Origin of the sequence: Achromobacter sp. GD03932 (assembly GCF_029839485.1) — a bacterium.
Taxonomy (GTDB): Bacteria; Pseudomonadota; Gammaproteobacteria; order Burkholderiales; family Burkholderiaceae_B; genus Achromobacter; species Achromobacter bronchisepticus_A.
The window spans coordinates 1-17,701 of the sequence record NZ_JAOCAT010000057.1; the positions used below are offsets into that span (position 1 = coordinate 1).

Here is a 17,701-nt window from a genome sequence, read left to right on the forward strand (position 1 = left end):
GTTGCAGGCGCCACAGCTCGGGGTGCAGGCCCACCTGCGCGAGCGGCTCGGCATGGCTGGCGGTGAGCGGTTCAAGGCGCACGACCTCGCCAGCGAGCGTGACGGGTTGCAGGCGGGGGCTGGTCATGACGTATTCCTTGATCGGAGCGTGGGCGCGGAGGGCAGGGCGTGCAGCAGGCGATTCTACGCGCGCACGCCCTTGCCGAATACCGCACGCAAGCGCAGAATGCGCCGCATGAAAACAGACGCCTTGGTCCTGGGTGCGGGCATCGTCGGGGTGAGCACCGCCCTGCATCTGGCGGCGCGCGGCCGTTCAGTGGTGCTGCTGGACCGGCGCGGCCCTGGCGAGGAAACCAGCTACGGCAACGCGGGCCTGATCGAACGGGCCAGCGTGATTCCCTATGCCTTCCCGCGCGACTGGCGCAGCCTGTGGCGCTACGCCAGGAACAATACGCCGGACGTCAGCTACCACCCGCGCTTTCTGCCGCGCATCGCGCCATGGCTGCTGCGCTACTGGTGGCATTCGGCGCCGTCGCGGCTGACGCGCGCGACCCAGGCCATGCTGCCGCTGATCGAGCGCTGCGTCGCGGAGCACGACGCGCTCAAGGACGAGGCCGGCATCTCGCGCCTGTTCCGGCGCAGCGGCTGGATCGATGGCGTACGCAGCGAGGCCGGCCTGGCCAGGGCCGCGGCCGAGGCCCAGGCGCTCGCGCCGTACGGGCTGAACTACCGCGTATTGGACCGCCAGGCGCTGGCGGCGCTGGAACCTTCGCTGTCGCGCATGGCCGGTGCGGTGCATTGGCTGGATCCGGTCAACGTTTCGGACCCGGGCGCCGTCACGCGCGGCTACGCGGCCTTGTTCGAACGGCGCGGCGGCGTGCTCGCGCGCGGCGACGCGCGCAGCCTCAAGCCATCTGGCCAGGGTTGGCAGGTGCAGGGAGAACAAGGGCTGATCGAGGCCCGCGATGTGGTGGTTGCGCTGGGCCCGTGGTCGCCGGACATCCTGCGCCCGCTGGGCTATCGCATTCCCATGGCGGTCAAGCGCGGCTATCACCAGCATTACGCATTGGAAGAGGGGGCGACCTTGTCGCATCCGGTGGCGGACATCGAAAGCGGTTTCGTCGTGACGCCCATGACGCTGGGCGTGCGCCTGACCACGGGCGCCGAGTTCGCGGCGCGCGATGCGCCGCCTTCACCGATCCAGATCGAGCGCACGCGGGCGTTGGCGCGGCAGCTGCTGCCGCTGGGCGAGGCCGTGGAGCGCGAACCGTGGATGGGTTGCCGGCCCTGCATGCCGGACATGCGGCCGGTCATCGGACCAGCGCCGCGCCATCCCGGCCTGTGGCTGGCGTTCGGCCATGCGCATCATGGCTTTACGCTAGGTCCGGTGACGGGCAAGCTGCTGGCCTGCATGATCACGGGCCAGGCGCCGGACATGGATCCGGCGCCTTACCGCGTCGGCCGCTGAGGCCGTACGCGGCAAGAGACGCGAGAAGCGCGGTTCTCAGGCCGGTTTTGCGGCCTTTTCGCGGCGCTGGCGCACGGCCAGGGCCAGCGTTTCCAGCACCGGCGCGGTCTGCGACCAGCCCAGGCAGGCGTCCGTGATGGACACGCCGCGGCGCAGCGGCAGGCCGGGCTTCAGGTCCTGGCGGCCTTCTTCGAGATGGCTTTCGATCATCACGCCGGTGATGCGGCCGTCGCCCTGGGAGATCTGGGCGGCGATATCGTTGGCCACGTCGACCTGGCGCAGATGCGACTTGTTGGAGTTGGCGTGCGAGCAGTCGATCATGACCTGTTCGCGCTGGCCGGCGGCGCGCAGGGCGGCGCAGCAGGCGTCGACGCTGGCCGCGTCGTAGTTCGGGCCTTGCTTGCCGCCGCGCAGGATGACGTGGGTGTCCTGGTTGCCGCGGGTTTCGAAGATGGCGGCCATGCCCATCTTGGTCATGCCCATGAACGCGTGCTTGGCGCTGGCGGCGACCATGGCGTCCGCGGCGATCTGCACGCCGCCGTCGGTGCCGTTCTTGAAGCCCAGCGGGCAGCTCAGGCCGGAACTCAGCTGGCGGTGGCTGGGGCTTTCGGTGGTGCGCGCGCCGATGGCGCCCCACGCGATCAGGTCGGCAATGTACTGCGGGCTGAGCAGGTCCAGGAATTCGGTGGCGATCGGCAAGCCCAGGCCGCTGATGTCCAGCAGCAGTTCGCGCGCGCGGCGCAGGCCTTCGTTGATGCGGAAGCTGCCGTCCAGGCGCGGATCGTTGATGTAGCCCTTCCAGCCCACGGTGGTGCGCGGCTTCTCGAAGTACACGCGCATGACGATGAGCAGGTCTTTCTGGTGCTGTTCGGCGGCGGTGCGCAGCAGGCGCGCGTATTCCATGGCCTGGCCATGGTCGTGGATGGAACAGGGGCCCACCACCAGCACCAGGCGGTCGTCGCGGCCGTGCAGGACGTCGGCGATCTGGACGCGGCTTTGCTCGACCAGAGTCTGGATCTCGGCCGAAACCGGCAGTTCGTCCTGCAGCAGGGCGGGCGAAATCAAGGGGCGCACCGCGCTGATGCGGGTATCGTCGGTGCGCGTGTTGTCCTGGGTGGAGTCGGCCGCGCCGACCTCGCGGTCGTGCAGGGGGTCGTCAATGCGGGTCAAGGGTAGCTCCGTGCCGTAGATGCGGGAAGAAAGACATCTATTATGGCACCGGCCGCGCCGCGGGGCGACGGAAGGCTGCCTCCGTCTGGCTGATGCCGCGAATACTACGACTATCGGCGATGGGGCTGCATTAACCCGTTAGCGATAACGACAGCGCGCGCGCGGATGCCTTAGCATGGGGGACACAGTTTTCCAGCGGCCGCCTGCGGGGGCCCGCCCTATATGAGTAGGACGGTAGACCATGCCTAAAACGGAACCCGGCGGAACCCGACGGATACTCCTCGTCGAAGACCACCCGGTCGAACGCGCCTATCTGCAGAACGTGCTGCTGGCGCTGGGTTTCCGCCGGGTCGCCGGCCTGGGCAGCAGCATAGAAGCGGTCAGCGCGCTGACGCGCCAGTTCTACGACGTGGTCATCAGCGACATCGTCACGGGCGAGGGCGACGGCACGCGGCTGCCCAACGAACTGCGGCGCCTGGTGGACGCCGGACGGCTCAAGAGCATGCCGCCCATCATCTGGATCAGCAGCCTCAGCGATGAACTGTTGCAGTCGCACGTGCGGCTGGCCCTGCAGGCCGGCTGTCCCTCCGCGCAGGCCTTGTCCAAACCGGTGTCCCGCAGCGCCATGCAGCAGGCCATCAAGACGGCGTTGCGCAGCATCGACGAAGACGATGCCGCCTCGACCCGGCCGCGCTCGCTGCGGCGCGACGTCATCGAGGCGGCGTTGGGCCATGCGCTGATCACGGGGCAGGGCATGAGCGTGGTGCTGCAGCCGCAGATGAGCCTGTCGACGGGCCGCGTGCTGGCCGCCGAGGCGCTGTCGCGCTGGGATCACCCCGAACTGGGCGCGATTCCGGCGGCGGACTTCGTGCCTGCCGCGCACCGGCTGGGGCTGGACCGGACCTTGTTCTGCTTGGTGACCGACAAGGTGCTGGAGCTGCAGCAGCGCATGCATGCCGAGGACATCGCCGTGCCCATCGCGATCAACGCCTCGGCCTCCACGCTGTGTTCGCGCGACCTGCCGGGCCTGCTGGAGCAGCGCGTTGCGCAGGCCGGCCTGCCGGCCCGGTTGATCAAGGTCGAACTGACCGAGGATGAGCCGGTGACCGATTGGCTGGCCTTGTCCTCGGCGCTGAACCTGCTGCGCGTGCGCGGCTTTGAATTGGCGATGGATGACTTCGGCGCGGGCATCGCCTCCATGCGTCTGTTCTCGGCCATGCCCTTCACCGAACTGAAGATCGACCGCGACTTCATCGTCCATATGCATCGCGAGCCCGCGTCGCGCGCGGTGGTCGCCGCCGCCATCGAGATGGGCCGCGTGCTGGGCCGGCGCGTGGTCGCCGAAGGCGTGGAGCACGAGCGCGACGTGGAGTTGCTGCGCGAATTGGGCTGCGACGTGGCGCAAGGCTACGGCATTTCCGTGCCGCTGGAACCCGACGCCTTCGTCGAATTCTGCCGCAGCCATTGAGTCATCCGCCCGGCGCGATGGGGTATCCTGGCGCAGGCCGGGTCCGTCCGGACCCTCCCGACTTTCGGCGGACTTGACCCCGATCAAGACTGCGCCCGCGCATGGAAAATTGGCCCCACGGGTGGATTTACCATGGCTTCATGCGGGCTGCGCACGGTGGCGCGGTCCCCTCGATGGAGCGATGAACCGATGCGACGCATACTGGCCGCCGTACTGCTGATTTCCCTGCTGGCCTGGGCCGGCGCCTATTGGGCGCAACCTCCGGCCGAACTCAACGTCTGGACCGCGCGCGATCAGCTCATCCTGCTGACAGGCCTGGGCGCCTACGCGCTCATGGCCTTGATCATGCTGCTGGCGGTGCGTCCCATGTGGCTGGAAACGCGCATAGGCGGGCTGGACAAGATGTACCGGCTGCACAAGTGGAGCGGCATCCTGGCCGCCGTGCTGGCGGCGGCGCATTACCTGATCAAATTGGGCAAACCGCTGCTGCTGGCGCTGTTCGACCCCGTGCCCAAGACGCCGCGCGCGGCCGCCTTGCTGGACATGTTCCGCGGATCCGCCAAGGACATCGGCGAATGGGCCGTGTGGATCCTGGCGGCGATGGTGTTGCTCACGCTGTGGCGGCGCTTTCCGTACCACATCTGGCGCCAGGTCCACCGCATCGCCGCGGTGATCTTCCTGGTGGTCGCCTTCCATGGCGTGGTGCTGACGCCGGCCGCCTGGTGGTGGCAGCCCGCCGGCTGGCTGGTGGCGCTGTGCACCGCGGTGGGGACGGTTTGCGCCGTCATGGCGCTGACCGGCAATATCGGACGCGGCCGCCGCTACCGGGGGCAGGTCCTGGCCATCGATCATCTTTCCGACGACATCCTGGCGCTGACCTGTAGGGTGGAGGGCAACTGGCACCATCGCGCCGGGCAGTTCGCGTTCCTGACGGCGGACCGGCGCGAGGGCGCGCATCCCTTTACGGTGTCCGGCGCGGACGACGGCACCGGCCGGGTGCAGTTCTCCATCAAGGCGCTCGGCGACTACACGCGGCGTCTGCAGCGCAGCCTGCAAGTGGGGCAGGACGTCATCATCGAAGGCCCTTATGGCTGCTTCGACTTCCAGCGCGGCGATGGGCGGCCGCAGATCTGGGTGGCCGCGGGCATCGGCGTCACGCCGTTCATTTCATGGATGGAATCCCTGCAGACGGACCCGGACACCGCGCCGGTCGCGACCCTGTACTACTGCGCCCGCAATGCCGGCGACGCGCCGTTCGCGGACCATCTGAAAGCGCTATGCGCGCGCGTGCCGAACGTGACGCTGCAGGTGCGTTACAGCGATACCCAGCGGCCGCTGACGGCCGCCGAGCTGGCCGCGGACCACAAGCCGGGCGCGCGATGGCCCAGCGTGTGGTTCTGCGGCCCGACGGGATTCGCCGACGCCTTGAAGGACGGCTTGCACCGGCGCGGCATGCCGGTGAGCGAGCTGTTTCACCAGGAGGCGTTCCAGATGCGCTGAGCGCATCAGATGCCGGACACCTCGATGTCGCCCGGATAGTCGACCGAAAACTTCAACACCGTTTCGCGCGACTTGCCGGGCTCCATTTCCCAGTCCCACACCAGCTTGCCGTCTTCCTCGCGCTTGATCTCGCGGTCTGCCGGCGACAGCAGCTTGACCACGATCTTCTCGTTGCGCGAAATGGGCAGGCGGTCCTTGAACGACACCTGCTCCTTGGTGGCCTTGCTGTTCTTGACCGTGATCTTGTACTCGTAGGTCACGCGCTTGCCGCTGCCCGAAAAGCCGGTGCTTTCGGTATAGCGGTTGACCAGCTGGCGCTTGATCGAGATGCCTTCGTCGGCGCCCAGCGCCAACTCGAGCTTCTCGCCGGGCATCACCGCCTTCATGGAGCTGGCCGCGACGAAGGCGTCGTCCAGGAAGGTGTTCAGCGAACCGGCCAGGAAGGGGAATTCCGTGTTGTTGCTGGCGTGCGCGGTCAGGAACATGGCTTCGCGCAGGGCCGGCGTGGACTGGTACTGCAGCGTGGCAGGCAGCTTGGCCGTGGCGATGGCCACGCGCTGCGAAGAATTGTCGGACAGCAGCGTGGCCGGATTCTTGATCTGGAACGATGCGCTGGTCGCTTCGGCCTGCACCTCGGCGGTCGCCTGCTCCAGCGGTTCCGGCCTCATCTCGGCAACCGGCGCGGCGGCGTCCTCGAAGGACTGGACGCGCTGGCGCGACATCTTGGCTTCGGCTTCTTGCCTGGCCGCGGCGACCGGCGCCGGGCTGGGGCGCGGACGGGGCGGAGGAGGCGGGGCGGCCACGTCGACGATCCAGGGCTGCAGCGCGGGCGCGCCGCCGCCCAGCGAGGGCCGCGCGGTGGACAGCGTGAGCTTGACGTTATTCCAGTCTTCGCCGGTGTTCTGGCGGATGACGCCGAAGTAGCCCAGGTCCACGCTGCGGTCGGCAGGGCGCAGGCGCGCATCGTAGGCGGGCGTCCAGCGGGCGCCGGCCACGGCGTAGGAAACGTTCAGATCCAGCTTGCCCGCGCGCGCCAGGTTGACGCGCAGGGTGACGGTCTTGGTGCGGCGGTTGAGCGAACTTTGCAGCTGGCCCAGTTGGTCTTGCAATGCGGTCAGTTCGCGCTCCAGCGCCTCTTTCTGTTCGGCCACCCGGCGCAGTCCGGCCAGCGACTTGGCCAGGGAGTCCGCGCTCAGGGACTGGATCGCCTTCAGTTCGTCCAGCGTCAGGCGCGCGCCGTCCTTCGAGGGCTCGGTGGCGCCGCGCTGCATCATCAGCACCAACTCACGCTGGTTGTCCAGCACTGCCGCTTCGTCGTCCAGCAGCGCCTGCTGGCCCTGCAGCTTGCGTACCTGTTCCTCCAGCTGCTTGACGCGTTCGTTGGCGGTGTCGGCCTGATAGGCGTCGCGCACCTTCACATCCAGCAACGTCGCCTGGCCGGTGCTCTTGGCAGAGACTTGCAGCGAATTCTCCTGCAGGCTGGCCGGCAGTTTCTCCAGCACCAGTTCGTGTTCGCCCGCGGCCAGCTCGCTGCTGGCGGCGCGCGTCACGACGGCGCGGTCCTGGTAGACGGTCACGGAACCGATGGAGGAAGGCAGCCCGGCGGCTGCGGCCAGGCCGGGGATCGTCGCAATGGCCAAGGCCAGAAGGGTACGTCGCACTATTTCACCTTTAGACAGGATGGAATCGCGCGGCGCCGTGTCCTTTGGGCAGGGACGGCCCGCCGCGCGCGCCAAATTTACATTGTGGCCTGGGCGCTGGTTTTACAGAAGATGACAAACGCGACAGGGCGATACCGCACGGCCCTCAGGGATGGGCCAGCGCGCGCAGCATGTCCACGGCGTTGCCCGCCGCCGTCGAGCGGTCGTGGCGGCGGTAGGCCATGTCCAGCAAGGCATGCGGCGCGTCGCCCTTGATGGGCCGGTATTCGATGCCTTGCGCGCCCATGTGCCGCATCGCCGCCGGCACGATGGAAATACCCACGCCGGCCGCCACCAGGCTGACGATGGAAGCCATCTGCGGCGCTTCCTGGATGACCCGAGGCACGAAGCCGGCGCGTTGGCAGGCCGACATGATGGCGTCGTACAAGCCGGCCCCGATGGGGCGCGGATACAGCACGAAGTCCTCGTCCGCCAACGCGGCGATGGGCACGCTGCGCTTGCGGCTCAACGCATGGTCTGGCGGCAGCGCCACCAGCATGGGTTCGTCCAGCACGCGCTCGGACTCGAACTCCGGGTCCAGTACGTAGGGCGGCCGCACGAAGGCGACGTCGACGTCGCCCGCGCGCAGGCCGCGCAGCAGCGTGACCGTATTGCTCTCGGTAAGCGTGACGCGCACGTCGGGATAGCGGTCCCGGTACGCGCGGATGGCCCGTGGCAGGTAGGGGTGGAACACCGCCGACGCCGTGAACCCCACGGTGATCGCCCCACGCTCGCCGCGGCCCAGCCGGCGGGCCGTGTCGATGGCGCGATCGGCGCTGGCGAGGATGGCGCGGGCGTCCTCCAGGAACTGGGCGCCGGCCTCGGTCAGCGCGATGCCCCGCGGCAGGCGCAGGAACAGCGGGGTGCCGATTTCGCGTTCCAGCTGCTGGATCTGCTGGCTCAGCGGCGGCTGGCCTATGCCCAGCCTGGCGGCGGCGCGCGTGAAGTGCAGCTCTTCGGCGACGGCGGTGAAATATCGCAGGTGGCGCAATTCCATCGTTATTACATATGGTCGGGGTGACTTTCATATATTGGACATATGCAGGGCAAAAGTCTACTTTGATTACGTGGGCTGCATGCCCGCCGTTTTCGAGAATCCCGATGTCTGCCCCCTTAGCCAGTCCCTCGTCCCCAATCGCCGCGTCCGCGCCGGCGGAACCCGTCTTTGCGCCTACCGATCATCTCGCCCGCGGCACCCCCGGGTTGCGGCGCGCCCAGTGGGCCTTGTTCGCGGCCGGTTTTTCCACTTTTTCCCTGCTGTATTGCGTGCAGCCGCTGATGCCGCTGTTCACCCATGCGTTCGGCGTGTCGCCCGCGCAGAGCAGCCTGGTGCTATCGCTGTGTACCGGCTTCCTGGCTGTCGCCATCTTCTTCGTGGGCTTGTTTTCGCAAGCCGTGCCGCGCAAGCGCGCCATGGCGCTGTCGCTGTTCGCGTCCGCCTTGCTGGGCACCATCGCCGCCGCCGCGCCCGACTGGCACAGCCTGCTGGCGCTGCGCGCGTTGCAAGGGCTGGCGATGGGCGGCGTGCCGGCGCTGGCCATGGCCTACCTGGCCGAGGAGGTCGAACCCGGCACCCTGGGCTTCGCCATGGGCCTGTACATCGGCGGCAGCGCGTTCGGCGGCCTGTCCGGCCGCGTCATCACCGGCCTGGTGTCGGATCATTTCGGCTGGCGCGCCGCGCTGGGCACGCTGGGCCTCCTGGGCATCGTGGCGGCGGTGCTGTTCGTGTGGCTGCTGCCCGCGTCGCGCCGGTTTGCGCCGCAGCGGGGCAGGGGCTGGGCAGGCGTGTGGGGCGATGTGCGCGCAGGCGCCGCCTCGCACCTGAAGAATGGTCCCCTGTGCGGGCTGTTCGCGCTGGGCGGCCTGCTGATGGGCGCGTTCGTCACGGTCTACAACTACGTGGGCTTTCGCCTGCTGCTGCCGCCATTTTCGCTGAGCCAGACCTTCATCGGCTTCATCTTCGTGGTCTATCTGGTCGGCATCTTCGCGTCGACCTGGTTCGGCCGCCTGGCCGACCGCCACGGGCGCGGCGCGATGCTGTCGGCCGCCACCGGAATGGCGCTGGCGGGGCTGCTGCTGACGCTGTCCAACTGGCTGCCGCTGCTGATCGCCGGGATCGTGGTGTTCACTTTCGGCTTTTTCGCGGCCCACGCCGTCGCCAGCGGCTGGGTCGGACAGATGGCGCGCGGCTACAAGGCGTTGGCGGCGTCGCTCTATCTGCTGGTGTACTACGTGGGTTCCAGCGTGCTCGGATCCCTGGGCGGACACTTCTGGACCACGGGCCAGTGGGCCGGCGTGGCCGCGATGGCGGGCGGACTGCTGACTTTGGCGCTGGCCATCAGCGCGGGCCTGTACAAGCGCACTGGCCGCGTGCCGGCATCGGCCGCGGTGGGGCGGGGCGTCTCCTAGAATGCCATAAAAGATATTAATTCTCATTTATAATTTGCGGCACGCTCGGTGAGCGCCATCCCATCCAGATCCGAGGGCCGCGATGAATCCTATTTCTCCCGACAGCCATAACCTGCAGCGCGAGCATGCCGCGCTGCTTGCCGCCTACGGACAGGCGCAAGCGCATTGCAGCCGGCTCCTGGCGGCCCAGGCCGCGCGCATCCTGTATCTGGAGAGCGAGGCCATGCGCCTGCGCGCAGCCGTCATCCAGCGCGACACGGCGCTGGCCTGGGCGCGTGAAGACCGCAATACGCTGGAGACTTCCATTCCAGGGCTGCCCAAACGCGTGGCGCTGGCGCGCCGCGTCGCCCAGTTGATGGAGCGCGTGCAGACGCTCATGCGCGAGCGCTTGGCCTGGCAGGGCCGGGCCGGCGCTGGCGCGCGTGAACTCGAGACGCTTGCGGTACCGCCTGCCTGGCGTCCCGCGCCGCCCGCGGTGGTGCTGCGCGAGAAGGCGGTGCTGTGCGTCGGCGAGGACGCGGTGGCACTGGCGCTGACCCGAAAAATGGTCGAACTGGCCGGCGGGCGCTATCTCGGCCATGACGGCGGCGCGGATGCCGATGGCGAAACGCTGGAAGCCAGCCTGGTGGCCGCGGACCTGGTGATCTGCCAGACCGGCTGCGTCAGCCACGGCGCCTACTGGCGCGTCAAGGACCATTGCACCCGCACCGGTAAACAGTGCGTGCTGGTCGACAAGCCCGAAGCCTTGCAGGCGCTGCGGCTGGAACGTCAGCCGCTGAAGACGGGCAACTGAGCCGGGAACCGTAGCGTCGCGTTACCTAGCGTTTCGGCTGCGCGCCCACAGGCGCAATACAGTCGAGGGGCAAGGGGGGCCGACATGCTGACCAAGCGGGACCGAGTGGCGCTACCCTGGACGGACACGCTTGCCCGCCTGGAAGACGAGCGCATCATGTTGCAGCGCATAGCCGCCGGCATGCCATTGGCCGAAGTGCTGGAGCACGTGCTGCATGCCATCGAGGCGCAATCCAGCGTGGAGTTGCGCACATCCATCGCACTGGTGGACGAAACTGGCGGCTTCCTGCTGCACGGCGCCGCGCCCAGCCTGCCGGTGGCCTACAACACCGCGGTGCATAAGGCCGTCATCGGCCCCGGCAGCGCATCCTGGGGCGAGGCGGCCTACACCGGCAGCCCGGTCTATGTGGAAGACATCGCCCTGAATCCGGGTTGGGAGCGCTGGCGCGACCTGGCCCTGTCGCACGGTTTGCGGGCCTGCTGGTCCACGCCGATCAAGGCGCCCGATGGCCGCCTGCTGGGCGTGTTTTCCAATTACTACGCGGTGGTGCGCTCGCCATCGGCGCACGATATCGACGCGATCGCGCTGGTGACGCGCAGCGCCGCCCTGGCGATCGAACGGCATCTGACGGAACTGGCGCTGCGCCAAAGCGGCGAACGCTGGCGTGCGATGTTCGCCGGCATGCAGGAGGCGTTCTTTCTCAGCGAGGCGCTGCGCGACGATGTCGGCCGCATCGTCGATTTCCGCTTCCTGGAGGTGAACCCCGCGTTCGAGCGCCAGACCGGCATGAAGGAAGGCGATACGCTGGGCCACACGCTGCGCGAGATGATCCCGGGCGTGCCCGGGCAGATCATGGACACCTTCGCCCAGGTGGTCGAGACCGGCGAGCCTATCCAGTTCGAGTTCATGGTGCCGGCGCCCAAGGAAGCCTGGTACGAGGCGCGCGCGCGCAAGGATGGCGCCGGCCGGATGATGGCGCTGTTCCTGGACGTGACCGCGCGCAAATCGGCCGAGGCTGAACTGTGGGAAGGGCAGCACCGCAAGAATTACCTGGCTGCGCTGGGCGACCGCATGCGCGAACTGCATCGCGAGGAAGAGATAGAGCAGGCCGCCTGCGAAGGGCTGTGCCAGCATCTGGCGCTTGGGCAGATGGCGGTGCTGGATACGCGGGGCGAGGATCATACCCCGGTCATTTCCTCGGTCTGGCCCCCGGGGTCCGCGCTCCTCGGCCAGCCGCCGCATACGCTGGATGCCTTGGGCGACGACTATCATGCGGCCTTGCGGCTGGGACGCACGACCTACCTGGCGCCGCTGCTTGGGGAAGCGGGCGGCGAGATCCGCCCATGGGCCATCGTCGTGCCGCTGCGGCGCTGGGGCCGGCATGCAGGCGCGATGCTGGCATGTCCCGGGTCGGGCAGCAGGCTCAAGAGCAGCGACATCGCGTTCATCGAGGAAGTGGCCGAGCGCATGTGCGCCGCGGTCGAGCGCTCGCAGTACGCACGGACGCTGGAACAGCGCGTCGAGGATGCGATCGCGGAGCGTGACCGCATTTGGCGTCTTTCCCCGGAGCTGCTCGCGGTGATCGACCGCCAAGGGTGCTTCGCCAGCGTCAACCCCGCGGTGCGGCCCATCCTGGGCTGGACTCCCGAGCAATTCATGTCGATGGCGCTGCGCGAGCTGATCCATCCGGAGGATTTGGCGGCGACGCTGGCGGCGTGGAGCTGGGCGTCCGGCGACGCCGGCCCCCGTCCTGGTGCGAAGCATCTCGAGAACCGCCTGCTCAAGCGCGAGGGTGGCTATTGCTGGATAACCTGGAGCATGTCCTGGACCCAGGACAGCCTGTACATGACCGGCCGGGACGATACCGACCTCAAGCTGCAGGCCGAGGCCTTGCACGACACCGAGAACGCGCTGCGGCAGTCGCAGAAAATGGAGGCGGTGGGGCGCCTGACGGGCGGCATCGCCCATGATTTCAACAACATGCTGCAGGGGATCTCGGGCGCGCTCTACCTGGTGGAGCGCAAGATCACGGCGGGCGCGCCGGAACAGGCGCTGCGCTTCGTCGACGTCGCCATGGATTCCGCGAACCGGGCCGCGCACCTGACGCAGCGGCTCCTGACGTTCTCGCGCCGCCAGCCCATCGACCCCAAGCCGTTCTGCGCGGCGTCCGCACTGCAATCCATGGTGGCGCTGTTCCACCGCTATACCGGCGAACGCGTGGCGCTGCGGCTGGACCTGCAGCCGGAACTGTGGACGGTCTGCTGTGACAAGAACCAGTTCGAGAACGCCATGTTGAACCTGGTGATCAACGCCTGCGACGCCATGCCCAACGGCGGCGCGCTGACGGTTGCCGCGCGCAACGTGGAGCCGGACGATCCGCTCCTGTCGCAATGCGCCGGGGAGCATGCGGGACGCTACGTGGAAGTATCGGTGAAGGACGTGGGCTGCGGCATGCCGCCGGACGTGCTGGCGCACGCGTTCGACCCGTTCTTCACCACCAAGCCCTTGGGCCAGGGCACCGGGCTGGGCCTGTCCATGATCTATGGCTTCGCCAAGCAGGCTGGCGGCGCGGCCAGCCTGGAGAGCACGGTGGACGTGGGCACTACGGTCAGGCTGTTCCTGCCGCGCCATGACGGCGCGCCCGAAAGCGTGCAGCACGGCGAACTCCCGGCGGCCGCTACGCGCGGCGCGGCGCGCAAGGAAGTCGTGCTGGTGGTGGAAGACGATGCGAACGTGCGCGAGATGGTGCGCGAATGCCTGGCCGAACTCGGCCTGGAGGTGTTGACCGCCGTGGACGGCGAGGCCGGACTGGAGGTGTTGCAGTCCGCGCGCAGCATCGACCTGCTGGTGACCGATGTGGGGCTGCCGGGACTCAATGGCAGGCAATTGGCCGACGCCGCGCGCGTGGCGCGTCCTGGCCTGCGCGTACTGCTGATGACCGGATACGCGGAAAGCGCGGCGCGCGGCCAGGGCTTTCTTGAACAGGGGCTGGAGCTGATCGTCAAACCCTTCCAGCTCGACAAGCTGTCCGAACGCGTGCAAGGCATGCTGGACAGTGCGCCCGGCAGGCCGGGGCAGCAGGCCCGGCCCTGACCTGCGACGGCCTAATGGCGGCGGCGCAATTCCGCGGGCGGCATGCGCAATTGCCCGCGGTACTTCGAGACCGTTCGCCGCGCCAGCAGGATGCCGTTGGCCGCCAGTTGCTGGGTCAAGGCCACGTCCGACAGCGGCATCGCCGGGTCCTCGGCCTCGACCATTTCCTTGATCAGGGCCCGCACGGCCGTGGCGGAGCAGGACCCGCCAGTGTCGGTGGCCAGTTCGCGGGAAAAGAAGTGACGGAATTCGAACACCCCGCGCGGCGTCACCATGTACTTGCCGACAGTGGCGCGCGACACCGTGGATTCGTGCATGTCCAGGTCATCGGCGACCTCGCGCAGCATCAACGGCCGCAAGGCCACGTCGCCATATTCGAAAAAGGTCTGCTGGCGCTTGACGATGGCTTCGGCCACGCGCTGGATCGTGATGTAGCGCTGTTCGACGTTGCGCACCAGCCAGCGGGCTTCCTGCAGCTCCTGGGCCATGGGGCTGCGGTCGTCCAGGCGGGCGCGCCGGAACAGTTCGGCATAGGTATGGTGCAGCCTCGCCTGGGGCATGGCGTTGCGGTTGGGCAGCACGCGCCAGCGCGATTGCCATTTGTCGACGAACACGTCGGGCACGACGTAGACGGGCGCTTCGGCGCTGTAGCGGCCTCCCGGTTTCGGGTCCAGGCTGCGGATCAGCGCGCAAGCCTCGCGCAAGGCCTCTTCAGAACAGCCCAGCTGGTGGCGCAGGCCGGCGCAGTCGTTGCGGGCCAGCCGCTCGAGCTGCTCGGCCACGATGCGCATGGACAGGGCGCGTAGCGCGTCGCCGATGCCGGTCGCTGCCGCCAATTGCAGCAACAGGCATTCGGCCAGGTCGCGCGCAGCCAGTCCAGGCGCATCCAGCTGTTGGACCAGGCGCAGCGCGGTCATCCATTCGCCTTCGTCGGGGACGGCTTCGGCGCCGCGGCGCGCATCGCCCCACAGGCTGGCGAGCGGCACCCGCAGGTAGCCGTCGTCATCCAGTGCATCGATGATGTACTCCGCCAACAGCCGGTCGCGCGGCGCCAACTGATAGTTGCCCAGCTCCAGCGACAGCCGTTGGCTCATGGACAGCGTGGACGCGGCCCATAGGCCCTGGTCACGCTCGGGGCCGTCGCCCTGGCCGCGTATCGGATAGTCGCCGGAGTAGGCCGGCCCGTCCGGCAGCGGCGGTTCTTCCTGCGGGACGGGTTCCGGCGGAGCCGGATCGGCGCCGTCCGCCAAAGGAGGAAAGACCGCAACGGCGGGGCCTGCTTCGGCCTCCTGCTCATCGGCGTCTTCCAGGAAGGGATTGCTGGCCAGGGCCTGCTCGACCGCGGTGGTGAACTCCAGGGCGGTCATCTGCAGCAGCTTGACGGATTGCTGCAGGCGGGGCGCCAGCGTCATCTGCTGACGCAGGCGCAATTCTTGCGAGGGGTAGACCAATCGAGTCTCCTGGACAGCGGCTGCCGACGGGCAGCTCATCCTGAAACTCAAGCAAAGACCATGCCAGGTGCCGCAGCGGGCGGGGGGCGTCCGGCGCGCGGGCGGCGCCGGCCCAGTATTACAAGGAAGCGGTAAGAAATGCTTCCCCGCGCGGTCCGGATGCTCACGTGCCGGCGGGATCCCGCTAGTCCTTCTCGTAGTCGTCGAGCCGGTTGTAGAGCGTCTTCAGACTCAAGCCCAGAGTCTCGGCGGCGCTGCGCTTGTCGCCCGCGTGATGGGCCAGCGTCGCCAGGATGAATGCGCGCTGTGCCTGGCCCAGCGACATGCCGATGGGCAGTGTCAACGCGCCGTCGCGCAGCATGGCATGCTGCCCGCCGCGGTTCCGCGGCAACAACTCGTCCTCGAGCTCGCCGTCGGCCAGGATGAACGCGCGCTGCACGGCGTTGCGCAGCTCGCGGACATTGCCTGGCCAATCATGCAGGGAGATCGCATCCAGCATCTGCGCGGAGAAGGTCTTCTGCGTACCGTTGGCGGTGTTCAGGGTATTCAGGAACCAGTGCGCCAGCACCAGCGCATCGTCGCCGCGCTCGCGCAATGGCGGCACGCGCAACGGAATCACCAGCAGCCGGTGCAAGAAGTCCTGGCGCAGGCGGCCCTGCGCGACGGAGGCGAAGGGATCGCGGTTGCTGGCACAGATGATGCGGACATTGGCGCGCAGCAGGTCCGAGCCGCCCACGCGCTGATAAGTGCCGGCCTCCAGCACGCGCAGGAAGTTGACCTGCAGGTCCGGTGGCATTTCGGTCACTTCGTCCAGGAACAGCGTGCCGCCGCTGGCGTACTCGAAGTAGCCGGCGCTCTGTGCCACAGCGCCGGTGAAGCTGCCTTTTTCATGGCCGAACAATTCGGCATGCGCCAGGCTGCCGCTGATGGCGCCGCAGTTCACGGCCACAAAGGGCTGTTCCCGGCGTTCGCTGGCGTCGTGGATGGCGCGCGCCACGATTTCCTTGCCAGTTCCGCTTTCGCCCACGATGAAGACGCTGGCGTCGGTGGCCGCAGCCAACTGCAGTTGGACGCCGAGCTTCTGCATCACGGGCGACAGGCCCGACGCGTCGGTCAGTACGTCCGGGGACGCCTGCGCCGGCGCGCGCGCGGCGTTCGGGGTGCGATTCGGCATGCTGATTCCTGGGTCCTGCACGGACCGTGAACGTCACAACCCATGCTAGTGAACTGGACCAGGGCAGGATGCGACGATTTGCAAGTATTCGAAAATCTTGGTGGAAAGTATCGAACATTTACCCCCGGCCCACCTGTAGTCGCTATGCTGAAGGACTTACAACAACATCCGCGATACGGAGCAAGCATGCCTCATCTGCTGATCGTTGATGACGACCCCACGATACGCGAAACCCTGGCCGAGATCGGACGCGAAAGCGGTTTTTCCGTGGCCTTGGCAGCGAGCGTCAAGGATGCGCTGATCCAGCTGGAGCGCCATGCGCCCGACTTGGTGTTGACCGACATCCGCCTGCCCGAGGGCAGCGGCATGGAGATCTTCAAGAGCGAGGCCGCCGCCAGCGCGGAGGTCGTCGTGATGACGGGGCACGGCACCGTCGACAACGCGGTGCAGGCCTTGCGACTTGGGGCCACCGATTACCTGGTCAAGCCGATCTGCATGGAGCGCTTGAATGGCATCTTCGCGCGAGTGAATGCGAATTCGGGCAGCGAGCTTTCGGGCGCCCCATTCGAGGAGCCGGGACGCTACGGCAAGATGTACGGTGCGTCGGACTGCATGCAAGAGCTCTATCGGCAGCTCGGCCGCGTGGCCAAGACCAATGTGACGACCTTGCTGATCGGCGAAAGCGGCACGGGCAAGGAACTGGCCGCGCACGCCATCCATGAACTCAGCGCGCGCCGCCAGCGGCCGCTGATTGCGGTGAACTGCGGCGCAATCTCGCCCAACCTGATCGAAAGCGAAATGTTCGGGCACGAGCGCGGCAGCTTTACCGGCGCGGACCGCCAGCACAAGGGCTACTTCGAGCGCGCCGACGGCGGCACCCTGTTCCTGGACGAAGTGACCGAAATGCCGCTTGACCTGCAGGTCAAGCTCTTGCGGGTCCTGGAGACCGGGCAGTTCATGCGCGTGGGCACCAATCGGGAGATCGCCTGCGATATCCGGATCGTCGCCGCGACCAACCGCGATCCCGAGCAAGCAGTGAAGGAAGGCAAACTGCGCGAGGATCTTTATTACCGGCTGAGCGTCTTCCCCATCAAGTTGCCGGCGCTGCGCGAGCGCGGTGACGACATCCTGTTCCTTGCGAATCGCTTCCTGCAAGGCTTGAACCAGGAATCCGGCAAGAGCAAGGAATTCTCGCCGCGCGCGCTGGCCGCGCTGCAGCAGTATGCATGGCCGGGGAATGTGCGCGAACTCAAGAACTACGTGCGCCGCGCCTTCATCATGGCGGACGGCGACACGCTGGAAGTGGACATGCTGACGCCGCGGGTGTCGCCGGCGGGCGAGGGCGAGGGTGGCCAGGTCAGCGTGCCTGTGGGAGAAACCTTGGCGGAGGCGGACCGCCGCCTGATCCTGGCAACGCTGGAGCGCTGCAACGGCGTGAAAAAGCAGGCCGCGGCGGTACTCGGCATCAGCCCCAA

Annotated in this window: 12 protein-coding genes; 7 read left to right on the plus strand and 5 right to left on the minus strand. The window is 67.8% G+C overall.

Translation table 11 applies throughout. The features are described from left to right. The first annotated feature begins 235 nt into the window (after window positions 1-235). Window positions 236-1,468 (plus strand): FAD-dependent oxidoreductase, encoded by a 1,233-nt coding sequence (locus N5C88_RS30800; protein WP_280016873.1) that lies wholly within the window; start codon window positions 236-238, stop codon window positions 1,466-1,468. Window positions 1,469-1,504: 36 nt separating this feature from the next. Here the strand turns inward: N5C88_RS30800 and N5C88_RS30805 are convergent, their stop codons facing one another. After that, window positions 1,505-2,638, minus strand: coding sequence for a 3-deoxy-7-phosphoheptulonate synthase (locus N5C88_RS30805; RefSeq protein WP_059375968.1), 1,134 nt, complete (start codon window positions 2,636-2,638; stop codon window positions 1,505-1,507). A 241-nt stretch (window positions 2,639-2,879) separates the two neighbouring features. Here N5C88_RS30805 and N5C88_RS30810 point away from each other — a divergent pair, with 241 nt between their 5' ends. Then, window positions 2,880-4,106 (plus strand): EAL domain-containing response regulator, encoded by a 1,227-nt coding sequence (locus N5C88_RS30810; RefSeq protein WP_059375971.1) that lies wholly within the window; start codon window positions 2,880-2,882, stop codon window positions 4,104-4,106. A 189-nt stretch (window positions 4,107-4,295) separates the two neighbouring features. Further along, entirely contained in the window at window positions 4,296-5,606 is a 1,311-nt protein-coding gene (locus N5C88_RS30815; protein WP_118932448.1) for a ferric reductase-like transmembrane domain-containing protein, read from the plus strand. A 5-nt stretch (window positions 5,607-5,611) separates the two neighbouring features. Here the strand turns inward: N5C88_RS30815 and N5C88_RS30820 are convergent, their stop codons facing one another. Both N5C88_RS30820 and N5C88_RS30825 read right to left on the minus strand, forming a co-directional pair. After that, on the minus strand, window positions 5,612-7,267 hold the full coding sequence (locus N5C88_RS30820) for a mucoidy inhibitor MuiA family protein (protein ID WP_280016874.1): 1,656 nt from the start codon (window positions 7,265-7,267) through the stop codon (window positions 5,612-5,614). Between the two features lie 145 nt (window positions 7,268-7,412). Next, on the minus strand, window positions 7,413-8,303 hold the full coding sequence (locus N5C88_RS30825; RefSeq protein WP_118932446.1) for a LysR family transcriptional regulator: 891 nt from the start codon (window positions 8,301-8,303) through the stop codon (window positions 7,413-7,415). A gap of 104 nt (window positions 8,304-8,407) precedes the next feature. On the opposite strand from N5C88_RS30825, the gene N5C88_RS30830 reads away from it, so the two are divergent. From N5C88_RS30830 to N5C88_RS30840, 3 genes are all read left to right on the plus strand, one after another. Beyond that, window positions 8,408-9,715 (plus strand): MFS transporter, encoded by a 1,308-nt coding sequence (locus tag N5C88_RS30830; protein WP_280016875.1) that lies wholly within the window; start codon window positions 8,408-8,410, stop codon window positions 9,713-9,715. Window positions 9,716-9,797: 82 nt separating this feature from the next. Next, window positions 9,798-10,508, plus strand: a complete 711-nt coding sequence (locus tag N5C88_RS30835; protein WP_280016876.1) for a DUF2325 domain-containing protein — start codon at window positions 9,798-9,800, stop codon at window positions 10,506-10,508. Window positions 10,509-10,592: 84 nt separating this feature from the next. Further along, window positions 10,593-13,601, plus strand: a complete 3,009-nt coding sequence (locus N5C88_RS30840) for a GAF domain-containing protein (RefSeq protein WP_280016877.1) — start codon at window positions 10,593-10,595, stop codon at window positions 13,599-13,601. Between the two features lie 11 nt (window positions 13,602-13,612). Here the strand turns inward: N5C88_RS30840 and N5C88_RS30845 are convergent, their stop codons facing one another. Then, window positions 13,613-15,091 (minus strand): RNA polymerase factor sigma-54, encoded by a 1,479-nt coding sequence (locus N5C88_RS30845; protein WP_280016878.1) that lies wholly within the window; start codon window positions 15,089-15,091, stop codon window positions 13,613-13,615. Between the two features lie 145 nt (window positions 15,092-15,236). Then, window positions 15,237-16,226: a sigma-54 dependent transcriptional regulator gene (locus N5C88_RS30850; protein ID WP_280016879.1), complete on the minus strand. Its 990-nt coding sequence runs from the start codon at window positions 16,224-16,226 to the stop codon at window positions 15,237-15,239. Between the two features lie 186 nt (window positions 16,227-16,412). Between N5C88_RS30850 and N5C88_RS30855 the strand changes: the two genes are divergently transcribed. Next, window positions 16,413-17,701: sigma-54 dependent transcriptional regulator (locus N5C88_RS30855; RefSeq protein WP_280016880.1), on the plus strand; the 1,289-nt coding region annotated here is incomplete at its 3' end.

What these genes read in the sequence shown, in the direction of transcription:
- N5C88_RS30830 (WP_280016875.1), top strand. Translation starts at nt 8,408, where the DNA reads ATGTCTGCCCCCTTAGCCAGTCCCTCGTCCCCAATCGCCGCGTCCGCG.
- N5C88_RS30850 (WP_280016879.1), bottom strand. Translation starts at nt 16,226, where the DNA reads ATGCCGAATCGCACCCCGAACGCCGCGCGCGCGCCGGCGCAGGCGTCC.
- N5C88_RS30815 (WP_118932448.1), top strand. Translation starts at nt 4,296, where the DNA reads ATGCGACGCATACTGGCCGCCGTACTGCTGATTTCCCTGCTGGCCTGG.
- N5C88_RS30810 (WP_059375971.1), top strand. Translation starts at nt 2,880, where the DNA reads ATGCCTAAAACGGAACCCGGCGGAACCCGACGGATACTCCTCGTCGAA.
- N5C88_RS30835 (WP_280016876.1), top strand. Translation starts at nt 9,798, where the DNA reads ATGAATCCTATTTCTCCCGACAGCCATAACCTGCAGCGCGAGCATGCC.
- N5C88_RS30840 (WP_280016877.1), top strand. Translation starts at nt 10,593, where the DNA reads ATGCTGACCAAGCGGGACCGAGTGGCGCTACCCTGGACGGACACGCTT.
- N5C88_RS30825 (WP_118932446.1), bottom strand. Translation starts at nt 8,303, where the DNA reads ATGGAATTGCGCCACCTGCGATATTTCACCGCCGTCGCCGAAGAGCTG.
- N5C88_RS30800 (WP_280016873.1), top strand. Translation starts at nt 236, where the DNA reads ATGAAAACAGACGCCTTGGTCCTGGGTGCGGGCATCGTCGGGGTGAGC.
- N5C88_RS30845 (WP_280016878.1), bottom strand. Translation starts at nt 15,091, where the DNA reads ATGAGCTGCCCGTCGGCAGCCGCTGTCCAGGAGACTCGATTGGTCTAC.